Origin of the sequence: Candidatus Tisiphia endosymbiont of Stenodema calcarata, from assembly GCF_964030695.1 — a bacterium.
Lineage (GTDB): Bacteria > Pseudomonadota > Alphaproteobacteria > Rickettsiales > Rickettsiaceae > Tisiphia.
In genome coordinates this window covers 403798-415875 of record NZ_OZ034911.1, presented here as the reverse complement: position 1 = coordinate 415875, position 12078 = coordinate 403798, and the positions used below count along the sequence as shown (strand labels likewise).

Below are 12078 nucleotides of genomic sequence, written 5' to 3'. Positions count from 1 at the left end.
CTCCTGAAAAACATTTTATGAATTCATTGAATCAAAAAATTCTGTGTTAGTTTTAGTGTTTTTAAGTTTATCAATTAAAAATTCTGCTGCATCGATAGTTCCCATTGGGTTAATGATTCTACGAAGAATCCACATTTTGGTTAAAATGGCTTTATCAACCAATAGCTCCTCTTTACGTGTACCAGATTTAGTAATATCAATCGCAGGGTAAACGCGCTTATCAGCTATTTTGCGATCGAGGACTATTTCAGAATTACCAGTACCTTTAAATTCTTCAAAGATTACCTCGTCCATACGAGAACCGGTTTCAATTAAAGCAGTTCCTATTATAGTCAATGAACCACCACTCTCAATATTTCTTGCCGCTCCAAAGAATCTTTTTGGACGTTGCAGGGCATTTGCATCAACTCCCCCAGTAAGAACCTTACCAGACGAGGGTACAACAGTGTTATAAGCTCTTGCAAGTCTTGTTATTGCGTCAACCAATATTACTACATCTCTTTTATGCTCGACCAACCTTTTGGCTTTCTCAATAACCATTTCAGCAAGTTGAACGTGTCTAATAGCGGGTTCATCAAAAGTTGAGCTAACTACTTCACCACGCACTGAACGTTGCATATCAGTAACTTCTTCTGGGCGTTCATCAATTAACAAAACAATTAAAAATACTTCGGGGTTATTGGTGGTAATAGCATGAGCTATATTTTGCAATAGAACAGTTTTTCCCGTTCTTGGTGGAGCAACAATCAACGCACGTTGTCCTTTACCCATAGGAGCAACCAATTCAATTATTCTTGTACTAAAATCCTTACTATTATCTTCTAGCTCTAGGGATAATTTTTCTTCAGGATAAAGTGGCGTTAAATTATCGAAATGTACTCTATGATAGGCCTTAGAAGGGTCTTCAAAATTAACTTTGTTTACTTTTAACAAGGCAAAATAACGTTCTCCTGGTTTTGGAGCTCTAATTTGCCCTTCTACCGTGTCCCCTGTACGTAGTCCAAAACGACGAATCTGACTTGGGGAAATATAAATATCATCAGGACCGGCTAAGTAATTTACTTCTGGAGATCTAAGGAAGCCAAACCCATCAGGTAAAATTTCAAGTACGCCTTCTCCTGAAATCAAATCACCCTGCTCAACAGATTTCTTGAGTATAGCAAAGACTAGCTCTTGTTTTAGCAAAGCACTAGAATTTTCAATATTAAGATTTTCTGCCTGTATTTGCAATTCTTCAGGTGACTTACGTTTTAATTGTTTAAGATTGATGATAACAATACCATCTTTATTAGGATTATCATACTTGGTACTATTATTATAATAAATATCAGGTGATTCCTTATTGTTAGTAACTGTATTTTGGGTCATACCTATTTTTTTTAGATTAGTTAAGATCAGACTTTTCTAGAAACTTTATTCTTTCTAGGTCATTTTGTTGTTAGAATCAATCGAAGGAATTCTCATGTACACTAGTACTACTTACGATTTTTTGATTAATTTTTTAGTAAAAATTCCTTTCATAGCTAGTTTTGAAATAGGTCTATTGCTTTAAAAACTGGGAGAATCACGAAACCTACGAAAGTCAAGTTACTTAAAGATTAAGGTTAGACTACTACTCAAATGATTAGACTTCTTGCATAATTCTACTTTTGTTGGTAATTTATTCGTCGTGCCTAGGCTCAAATCCGTAACGGAATTTGAGTGTGCTGCAAGTCGAGATTTCGTGGCTTCCTTAAATCCTTGCACATAAGCGAACTCTGCAAGAAATTTATTGAAATTAGCATCACAAAATTTTGACAGCTCAGCTAGACTATGTGGACCTAGAGAGCATTCGTATTTCCGAGTAACTAACTTAATTTGGGAATTGGTATTAATACTAACTTAATTATTTATATTTATCAAATTATTTTGCGGTTGTCAAACAAATTACACATGGTAGGGTAATTTATAACTAACCCGAAAAGGTTTTAGGTATAGTAATGGTGAAGCCTTGATGTCTCGCGTAGGTAGCGAAATCTAAATACAATTTTACGATGTCATCCCAGCGAAAGCTGGTATCGAAAAAAATAGACAGGAAGGGTGCTATACTAGCTTCTATACGACAAAATTGACCAATTTACCATAACCTTCCTTTATTTACTGCTTTAAGAGCAGGTTTAGTAGGTTTAGTAGATGTTGTTAGTTCTCTTTTAATTGTTTCTACATGCCTTAACGTTTTTTTTACTTGTTGAATTTCTATTTTAACATTAGTACTAATAATACTAGGCATGCTTGGATTATTTTGTGGCTTCATTGATGATAATTTATCTGTTTGAGTTTCCTGAACTATGAGGGCTTTTGTAGGCATTTCTTCTACCTTTGGGTTGGGCAGACCAGCAGTATCTGCTAGCTCTTGAGATATAGATTTGTCCATCTGAGCTATCGAATTGCTCTGTAACTTATCCACCAAGACTCTGTTATCTAGTTGGTCCGTAGTTAACTCATTTAATCTGTGAGCTTGTATATTTTCTAACTTAGCTTCTGTTGGTGTTGATACCACAAAATTAGAACTACTAGGTTCGGGTATTTGTTTTGTTTCTATGCTAGAATGTTGAGTAAGAGGAGGTGGTGGTGTGGACACTGAAGTTGACATGGTTGGTGCAGTTTGATTGCTATATTTGTCTGTAAGGTGTGTAGCAATATCCTGTAAATTATTTGTAGAAATAGGTAATTTTTGAATCACAGAAGAATACCAAGATTTATCTGCTGCAATTTTATTTGTTATGTCAGATATTATCTCGTCTTTATGATTTCTTAGTTGCTCAGAACCAAGTTCTATTAAAGTTGGAGATAATTGTTCCGAGATTTTGTTATTTTGTTGTTCTGTAATCTTTATATCTGTTTTATTTTGAATTCTGTTAATAGATTCTTTAATGATTGGTTTTGAGACTAATTCTGCATCTTTATCTTTAATAATTGGATTAATAGAATCGGCAAATCGTTTGATATTTTCTTCTGTAATCTTTGTCTCATCTAAGGTTAGAAACGAAGAATTTTTTTGAGCATTATCTACACTAAAAAATTTCTGAGCTTCCTTGCCAATTAAGCTATGTAATTCTGTTGGTTTCCACTCTTCAAATAACTCAGTTGCTAATTCACTCGGCATATGGACATAAGGTAGCAGCTGTTTACAAAAAGCCTCTTGTCTACTCTTTTGTTCTTCCATAGAACCAGTATCCTGTATCTTTATACTAAGAGTCAATAAAAGCCTTTTGGTTTCATTTGCTCTATAATTAACAAACTCTGGACTTAACCCATTATTCCTACTATCTACTAATTCTTTTATAAAAGAATTAGCAGATTCATTAACTGCATTAGAAAGAGCTGTACGTTCTGTCTTATTAAGTTTTGTGAATTCTTTAGCAAATTTAACAGTTTTATTTCCTTGGCTAATAGTTTTATTAAAAATATTAAGTTGCTCGGTACTAAAATGTCTTGTATCTGCTTGTAAACTTTCCATAGTTTTGTTAATTACTGTACTGGCATAATCTGATTTAGGAATTGCTTGACCTTTTAACTCTAATATTACTTTTTTAACAGCTTCAAGAGCGATCTTATCTTCATCATTGTTACTTTTAATATCATTTAATACAAATCCCTTTAAACTAGCTTCTAAGTTTGCAAATTGCCTATCTGCTTTTGCCTTGTCATTGTCGTTCATAAGCCTTTTAGAACGTTCTATATTTAAACTAAAATTATCAAGAAGTTCTTCTGTCTTTTTATCAGATAAATTACAGTAAAAACTTTCTGTTGCTAATCCAGTCATTGCACTCATAAATGATTCGTTAGTACCAATGAGTACTCCATTAGCTATAAATTCTTTTGATAATTGTGGAGTTGGTTGTTTTAGAAATTTAAGTTTATATGTGTATGCCCTTCCTATTAATTTATTTATATTTTCAATCTCGTTTTTAGTATTAACTCTAATAATATCATCTTTTTTGTCTGCTAAACTGATATCACTTTCGTACCCAGAATCAACAGATCTTACCGATATATTATCATCTTGATTCGTACTATATTCAGAATGAATAGACTCCTTATCACTCTCAAAATTAGATATATTTAAATTACTGGATTCTATAGTTGCTCTATCGTCTGACATAAAAACCTTTCATTATATACTCGATGAAAATCAACAATTGCGTTGTCATTGTCCAAGACCTGCGGTGCTCACGTACTAATGTACGCTGTGCTCCTCGGCTTGGACACTCCTAGCACTTGTTGATTTTGATTCTATCGTCTATCAACTTAACCACAAAATTGGAAGACATATAATAGACTTCCTGCATAATTCTACTTTTGCTGGTAATTTGTACGTCGATCCGGTACTCGAATCCTCACGTACATTTGAGTACGCTGCGGTTCTGCGTTCCGTGTCTCCTACAAATTCCTCAGCAAAAGCGAATTCTGCAGGAAGTCTAATCCCTATTGCAAAAGAGTCTCTATTGAATTGATGATTCTTGCAAGCATTTTGATATAGAACAAATATACTTAACGCATTTCAGAGTTGGCGTTGTTGTATTTTTGTAAAAAACCCTGCTAACCCTCAGTACACGACATAAAGGTTAACAAAAAATTAATGTCTTACAAAACGTAATAATTATAATACAAAAATAGAAAATAACTGAGTAATATTTAACTATTAAGTTGCGATAGTTCAATTAATGATATGTTTTATACTACGCACTTTCTACTATTATACACTTTTTCTTGGCTATTAATTTTTTGTTAATCTTTATGTCGTGTACTGAGCTGCTAACCTCAGTTTTGGATTAAAATTAAAAATTTTAATCCAAAACTGGCTAGAATATCAGAAAAATGCATTCTTGAAGCGGCTGGTATACTGCTCGTAAATGAAGGGTTGCAAAGATAGGAGAGATATTGTAGAGTTTAGGAGATTATGAGTAAGAATGTATTGACAGAAGAACAAAGAGAAAAGTTGAAGGAACGTCATAAGACAGAACGAGACGGACGCATACGTGATCGTATTAAGGCAGTTTTGATGTATGACGATGGGTATAGTAATGTAGAGATTGCTAAGGTACTACTCTTGAGCCACGAATCGATAAGAAAACATATTGTTGATTATCAAAAAGCCAATAAGCTTGATACCAACAATGGAGGTAGCACAAGCAAATTAAGTGATGGTGAGAGGGAAGAATTAGCGAGTCACCTAGAAGCAAATAATTATGTTTATGCTAAAGATATCATGCATCACATTTAGAACAAATATGGGGTAACATATACGATAACGGGAGTAACAAAATTACTATACAAATTGGGTTTTGTTTACAAGAAGCCGAAAATAGTACCGGCTAAGCTGGATTTTGACAAGCAAGAATTATTTAAGTTAAACTACAGTTTACTAAAAGGGAATCTCAGAGATAAGGAAGCCATATATTTTATGGATGGTGTTCATCCTCAGTATCAAGCAAGGGCAAGGTGCGGTTGGATAAGAAAGAAGCAAGATAAGACCTTACCAACATTCAGTGGCTGGAGAAGAAAGCACATGATTGGTGCTATTAATCTAGCTGATTTACAGTTAGTAAGGACAGAGAACCCCAAAATAAATGGGGAGCAGATAGTTAATTTTCTACAGAGATTGGAAGAGGAGAATAGTGACAAGGAAAGAATATATTTAATCTGTGACAATGCTAGTTACCACAAATCCAAGAAAGTTAAAGAATACCTAGTAAATAGTAAAATAGAGCTAGTATTTTTGCCACCATATAGTCCAAATCTTAACCCAATTGAGAGATTATGGAAGTTTATGCACAGTATTACAACTAATAATAAATTTTATCATAATTTTGAACAATTTTCGGAAGCAATAAACAAATTTTTCAGCAACATCGCCGATTATAAAGATAGGTTACGTACCTTAATAAACGATAATTTCCAAACTATTACCGTTAACCATTTCTGCAACTCTTCAGGTTAATTGAGTATACCACGAGATGCACTATATATGGCAGTACTAACAGGTAAAAATGGCTTTCAATATTTAAAAGCTTTATATGACAGACTTATTAATAATTTTAAACCTAAAAAAGTTGCGACAGTAGCTTGTATGCGTAAATTACTGGAAGTTTGCCATAAGCTTATTCAACAAAAACGTGTATTTGTTGTTAATCAATAATATTTTTTATTTATATAAAATACAGATAAAAAATATTTAATTTTTTTAAAAAGATAATTGCTCTAATCTTGCGGGACGTAAAATAGGGAATGTGGTTGGTGGGGATATTTCGGTTAGTGATTCACGCATAGCCAGTAGATTATTAGTAAATCAAGCTGAAGGCAATGTAAACATTAGCAGCTCAAGAATCTTTGCCTCTCAAATGTTTACTGATTCTCAGAAAAATATTACTATCGATGGTAGCCAAATTTTATCTGATAATAATTTATTTTTTAGAAGTGTAGCTAATTATTTAGCAATTAGTAGTGATATAGCATTAAGCCAGTTTCCAACTAATTTATTCTTATATAATTCTAATGCTAGGGATATTAATGGCAATCCCCTTGTAAGATGTGGTTTCCAATTTAAAGAAATAGAAGCACTTGGTATATTAGATTCTAGAGGTCATGTTGATAAGTCTTTTAGCGAGCTGCAATATCATTTAGTTAATAGTAGTAAAATTGATCTTAGCATTTTTCAGGCAATAGCTGAGCAGAATCCTCACAGCATTATTATTGATGCTCATACTGGAGTAATTATCGGTAGCAGGTTAAGTGCTAAAGATCATCAGGTAATTATTCGAACAAAAAATGGTTTAGAGTTACTACCGCTAACATTATACAACGCTACTATGTTTGGCGGTGGATTTAATGATACTGGCATTAGATCAGTAATTAGCAAAATTGAAGCTGGAGCAATAACTATTGATGCAGGGAGCTATCTCAAAAGCGTTGGAGCATTATTAAGAGCAAGTGTCGGTAGTCTGAAGGCAGATTACATAATGGATCAGTCGTTTATTAATGAATATAGAGTTCGGCATGATAGTTTACAAGCATTAGAACCATGGCTTAGTTCACCAAAACTATATGACATGGTGGTAAATGATCAAGTAGTTCCTACTAGGTTAGAATTCTCAGAAATCACTAAAATTGATCTTGGTAAAGGTAAGATTAACTTATTTTACCCTTATAGTAGCAAGCAAGTACATTTAAGACAAAGAGAAGGTGACCTAAACATAGACCGTGACGTACATTTTCCTTATGAAGTAATGGCGGTACATGTAGATTCAGGGAGAATATTCTTTGGCATTCCTAAAGTAGAGCATTTTATTATAAACCTTTTTGGTGGATGGTTTGGAAATAAGGGGCAAATACATTTGCAACATCACACCACTGAACATGTGCATGTTACTGGGCAAAATTTGTTTTTTGGAGCTTCGGGTGATATTGAGGTGCATGGTGAAATTCAGGCAAGTGGTGCGTTAGGGCTGAAAAGCGGCAGCGACATTAAGCTATTAGCTGACAAGCATAATTTTGGTAGTACAGTTAAACAATCGATTCTTAAAGCAGAAAATGCTTATATGATGGCCAATAACATTGAAGTTATCGGCAGCCTAATGGTAATAAAAGACCATTTTCAGATAGTCAGTCACAATGATATTAAATTACTACCTATTGCCTTAATGACCAGCTACTCCTACCACGGGGAAAAAATGACCAGTAAGGAGTATGCTATAAAGCACGTAGTATCAGAAATCAATGCTGGTGTACTAAATATAGATGCTGGTAGGGCTTAATAATAGGATATGCTACATACTCATACGCAAGGTTTAAACCTTATGACATCCGTTCGTAGTCTTTATCCAAACAGGATGGGTCTTTGCTGAGGTATGAAGTCTTTAAAATTCAAAGCTTCAATTCGAGATACAGTTTACCCATCCTACCACTATATATAACTGATCATGTTATATTTATCATGGCTTTTTTATTGTATGAATTCGATATAAGTGTAGAAGGATTATATAAAGATATAAGTCTGTTACTCTTAAATCTCTACCAGCTTGATTAGTAATTTGCTCGTCAATAATACTGGATCTAACAATACCAATATCTTGCTGAGATTGAAAACTGCTACTCTGTCCGGAAATATTACTATCGGTTACATAAACATTATCACCTCTATAGGCTTGATCAGTTACTTGTATGTTAGACTCATCTACTCTAATATCTTTGCCGGCTTGATGGGTAGCTTGCTTGCCAATAATATTGGATCTATCAATGCCAATATCTTGCTGAGATTGGAAACTGCTACTTTGTCCGGAAATATTACTATCGGTTACATGAATATTATCGCCTCTATAGGCTTGATCAGTTGCCCGCATGCTAGATTCATCTACTCTAATATCTCTACCCGCAACATTCTTCATCTTACGGCTGGCAACGTTAGATCCTATTACTCTTAAATCTTCGCCAGCAATGTTGGTGACTTGCTCTACGCTAATATTAGATTTAACAATGCCAATATCTTGCTGAGATTGGAAACTGCTACTTTGTCCGGAAATATTACTATCAGTTACATGAACATTATCACCTCTATAAGCTTGATCAGTTGCCCGCATACTAGATTCATCTACTCTAATAGTTCTGCCGCTAGTAACCTCTAATATTGTTGATTGCATCCGTGAAGCTATTAGCATAACATCACTACTTTCGCTGATGATCACAGTTTTAGATGTATTAACATTACTCCTAGCTTGAATGTAATGACCTACTGTTTGGGCTAAAAATTGAATAGCATTAATGATAGTATCATGTATATAAGATTCTGTCTTAGCATAAGTAACAAGACTATAAGCATCAAGAGTAGCACTAATGTCAAGACTTCCTTCAATAGCTAAAAGTTTAATTTGTTTAGCTGTTAGCGAGCCTCTAGCTGATAACACACCAAATAGGGTATATAATTCAATGCTACCATCAACAATTTTAATATTGCCGTGAAAGCTTAAACCTTGACCAGCTCGGATGGTTAAAAAATCTTGCATAGCACAATTAACACTAGCAAAAATTTGACTAGTAGTTAAAGCTCTATCCATTGATTGAACCAAACTAATTTCTCCAGTAGCTTTTTCAATGACTATATTATGGTCAAAACCAGCAATGCTAATGTTATACTGATTATCTTTCAAAATAGAATTAATAATTTAATTCTAACTAATGATAGACCTAATACTAAATTATACCATGATACCATGTTAATTCTATTTTGAAAGATAATCAATATTACTTAAGTACTTAACATTAATCTGAATCAAATTGTATCGCCGATCAATGGGCTGGCAAATAACCTGACCAAGTTTCACACTACCGCTGACATTAAAGCTGTTTAACTTAGCTAAAATAGCTTCTATCTCAACTTTTTTATTACCAGCATTCTGAATATGCAAACCAAAATAGCCGTCTCTCTCAGCATTAATATTATCTCGCTGAGCATCAAGGTTAAGATTTAGTTTGATAATTTTTCCTTGATAATTATCAAAAATAGTTATATGGCATCTACCTTCACTATCTAGATCAAATAAATCCGTAGGTCCTTGGAAATTAGCTTTTATATTACCTATTAGCCACAGACTATCAATTTTGGTGGGTTTAGCTGAATGTTTACCAAAAAATACCTCCCCTTTAGCTGTTTGATATTTTAAATGTCCTATTCTTGATTCATCAAGGTTCAATTGCAGGCAATTAATGATTTCCACTTGCTCCGCTATTAAACTGCCTGGAATATCTATACTGCTTGCTCCTTTAATACTGATCTTATCAAATTTAACGATCCCATATGGCATTTGAATCTTTTTCTCGATTGCTCGGCTTACATCAATGTTTAGGTCTAAACCTTGAAATCTACCGTCACCATCAGTAGTAAATTCAATGAACGAACAAACATCAATATAAACCTTGCATATTGGTGAGATAAATGATCCAATATTAGCTATTTCTGATTTAACAATAAATTCAGTACTCAGATTCTGAAAATTAGATAATTCTTCTATTTCTTCAGCAATTAATTTGCAAATCCCGCTACCAGATTTAACGTTCTTAAGCGATAAGGACTTTACACCTTCGCAAGAGAAGTTAGTAATAATAGCAACATTTTCTAAACAAACTCTTAGTGGCTTAATATTTTCTGCTATAATTAAAGTGTCGATTACCGCTCTTGTATTATCAGTACCGTGTATTATATCATCATTACCTTTTATTATTAGTTCGGTATTTAAACCATGTAATTCAACGGATAAATTATTTTTTACCCTACCGCCTATCCATGTAAGTTTATTACAGAAAAAATCAGCACTTAAAGCCTGACAATTTTTAAAAGTAATAGAATGACTTTTATGTTCATCTTCTTGAATTACTAAAAACCTATTGCCATCTCGATAAAACTTATTATCACTAACTGTAACACTACGAAATTGCCTAAAATCTACATCCTCAATAGATATATCTTTTTGATTAAGATTTTGGGTAAGAATTACTAAATCTGCCGTAGGACCTGTAAGTGCAGTAGTACTGTGCCAAGAAAAATGTACATCTTTTTGGGATAAAGGTAATACACAATAAATAACGTCAGTAGGATTATTATGGATACGTAGATAACCAATTAACGGATCATCATCTAATTCTAATACAGCCTGATCGCTACTTACATAAAAATCAAACATCTTCCTAATACTATCTCAGAAATTATTTTTACAACCTTGAATTATCTATTACATTAATAAATAATAAATCTGATAATTAACTATCGGTATGCGAACTATCCCCCATCAAATTCTGTTGAAAGAACAGAGTCAATATAGCCGGATCATTTACAGCTAAGTCAATTGATGTATGTCCACTGTCATCTGATAGACGGATATCAGGATGGTATTTTAGCAGAGCTTCAGCGAGTTGTGATTTTTCCTCAAATCCTAATGAATTTTCTAACAATATATGGAAAGCTGTTTTACCTTCACTATTCTGTTGATTAACGTTAATATGAGCTTTTTCTAAAATCCGTGTTGCTAATTGATAGCTATTATTTTGGCAAGCAAGGTGCAGTAAATTATTACCATTAGAGTCTGTTAACAACTCTGCAAGTGACATAAATCCCGGATCTTCAAGCAATTTCTCTGCCACCCCACTATTTTCCACTTGAGCTAATTTAGTCAATAAATCAGGTTGTAACTTAATTAGCTTTACAGTAATATTGGCTTGTGTCTTATCTGCTGATAATTTTACCACTGACATTAAATCACTTGTTTCTAACAATAATTTAGCAATCTCTATTTTATCTTGCTCTAATGCGAGATATAGAGGGGTTTTATTATCATCCAGTACTACTTTGCTGCTCTCAGGCTTCAGGGCAACTAAATCCTTGATCATTGATGCATTATTTTCTGTTAAAGCTCTTTGCATAACTATTTTGCTATCAGCTCCTTGATTCAATAAAGAGTCGGCTATTGGCAGCTTATTTTGTAGTAAAGCATGGTATAAAGGACTGCTATCTTGATCATCTAATTTATTTAGTAGATCCGGATTTGCTTCTAAGATTTTATTGCCTATCTTGCCATGATTTTTGCTAATAGCATTTTTTAACTCAAGCTCAAAATTTGCTCCAAACTTTTTCAGTAATTCTACTCCTAGCTTATTATCCATTAGCAAAGCTAGTTGCAATGCCGATATCCCACTAGCTCCTAGTTGCTCAATAGTCTTAGGATTAGACTTTAATATTTGTTCTGCAGCTTTATAGCTACCGTGCTTTAAAGCCAGTTGTAATAGGCTGTAACCTGAATAACTGATTTGACTTAGGTTGGCTTTATAGCTAAATATTTTGGCAAGCATGGTTGCATCGTCGCGAAGTACCGCATTTAGTACTGATTTACTAAAATCTTGCCCGGTCGCAAGCATTCTACTGATAAAATTATTATTACCTGAAGTTAAAACCAACTGAAAATTAGGTAAATCAGCTATACAATCATTAAAGTCAATTTTATTAGCTATCAACAAGTCAAATAAAGCCATATCATTCCTACTGATAGCTAG

The 12078-nt window shown here is 33.6% G+C and carries 9 protein-coding genes; 4 read left to right on the top strand and 5 right to left on the bottom strand.

What is annotated here, in order from left to right:
* Nucleotides 1–15: 15 nt before the first annotated feature.
* Both rho and ACQH1W_RS01865 read right to left on the bottom strand, forming a co-directional pair.
* Nucleotides 16–1368 carry a transcription termination factor Rho gene (gene rho, locus ACQH1W_RS01870; protein WP_341762045.1) on the bottom strand — a complete coding sequence of 451 codons (1353 nt, stop codon included), beginning with the start codon at nucleotides 1366–1368 and terminating at the stop codon, nucleotides 16–18.
* Nucleotides 1369–2116: 748 nt separating this feature from the next.
* On the bottom strand, nucleotides 2117–4144 hold the full coding sequence (locus ACQH1W_RS01865; protein WP_375332886.1) for a hypothetical protein: 2028 nt from the start codon (nucleotides 4142–4144) through the stop codon (nucleotides 2117–2119).
* 798 nt (nucleotides 4145–4942) lie between these two features.
* Between ACQH1W_RS01865 and ACQH1W_RS01860 the strand changes: the two genes are divergently transcribed.
* The 4 genes from ACQH1W_RS01860 to ACQH1W_RS01845 all read left to right on the top strand — a co-directional run bounded on the left by ACQH1W_RS01860 (nucleotide 4943) and on the right by ACQH1W_RS01845 (nucleotide 7796).
* Nucleotides 4943–5266 carry a helix-turn-helix domain-containing protein gene (locus ACQH1W_RS01860; protein ID WP_341756103.1) on the top strand — a complete coding sequence of 108 codons (324 nt, stop codon included), beginning with the start codon at nucleotides 4943–4945 and terminating at the stop codon, nucleotides 5264–5266.
* A 54-nt stretch (nucleotides 5267–5320) separates the two neighbouring features.
* On the top strand, nucleotides 5321–5983 hold the full coding sequence (locus ACQH1W_RS01855; protein ID WP_341756104.1) for an IS630 family transposase: 663 nt from the start codon (nucleotides 5321–5323) through the stop codon (nucleotides 5981–5983).
* 27 nt (nucleotides 5984–6010) lie between these two features.
* Nucleotides 6011–6181: a hypothetical protein gene (locus ACQH1W_RS01850; protein WP_341762807.1), complete on the top strand. Its 171-nt coding sequence runs from the start codon at nucleotides 6011–6013 to the stop codon at nucleotides 6179–6181.
* A 91-nt stretch (nucleotides 6182–6272) separates the two neighbouring features.
* Complete coding sequence (locus tag ACQH1W_RS01845) at nucleotides 6273–7796, top strand: hypothetical protein (protein ID WP_425361111.1); 1524 nt, start codon at nucleotides 6273–6275, stop codon at nucleotides 7794–7796.
* Between the two features lie 177 nt (nucleotides 7797–7973).
* On the opposite strand, the gene ACQH1W_RS01840 is transcribed toward ACQH1W_RS01845, so the two are convergent.
* The 3 genes from ACQH1W_RS01840 to ACQH1W_RS01830 form a co-directional block, all read right to left on the bottom strand.
* A complete protein-coding gene (locus tag ACQH1W_RS01840) occupies nucleotides 7974–9185 on the bottom strand; it encodes a DUF3737 family protein (protein WP_425361110.1) in 1212 nt (403 codons plus the stop codon).
* Between the two features lie 72 nt (nucleotides 9186–9257).
* Nucleotides 9258–10715, bottom strand: a complete 1458-nt coding sequence (locus tag ACQH1W_RS01835) for a hypothetical protein (protein ID WP_375332554.1) — start codon at nucleotides 10713–10715, stop codon at nucleotides 9258–9260.
* A gap of 76 nt (nucleotides 10716–10791) precedes the next feature.
* Nucleotides 10792–12057: an ankyrin repeat domain-containing protein gene (locus ACQH1W_RS01830; RefSeq protein ID WP_375332555.1), complete on the bottom strand. Its 1266-nt coding sequence runs from the start codon at nucleotides 12055–12057 to the stop codon at nucleotides 10792–10794.
* Nucleotides 12058–12078: the final 21 nt, after the last annotated feature.

Excerpts from the sequence above, each read along its gene's own strand:
- rho (WP_341762045.1), bottom strand. The coding sequence starts at position 1,368 with ATGACCCAAAATACAGTTACTAACAATAAGGAATCACCTGATATTTAT.
- ACQH1W_RS01865 (WP_375332886.1), bottom strand. The coding sequence starts at position 4,144 with ATGTCAGACGATAGAGCAACTATAGAATCCAGTAATTTAAATATATCT.
- ACQH1W_RS01860 (WP_341756103.1), top strand. The coding sequence starts at position 4,943 with ATGAGTAAGAATGTATTGACAGAAGAACAAAGAGAAAAGTTGAAGGAA.
- ACQH1W_RS01850 (WP_341762807.1), top strand. The coding sequence starts at position 6,011 with ATGGCAGTACTAACAGGTAAAAATGGCTTTCAATATTTAAAAGCTTTA.
- ACQH1W_RS01835 (WP_375332554.1), bottom strand. The coding sequence starts at position 10,715 with ATGTTTGATTTTTATGTAAGTAGCGATCAGGCTGTATTAGAATTAGAT.
- ACQH1W_RS01830 (WP_375332555.1), bottom strand. The coding sequence starts at position 12,057 with ATGGCTTTATTTGACTTGTTGATAGCTAATAAAATTGACTTTAATGAT.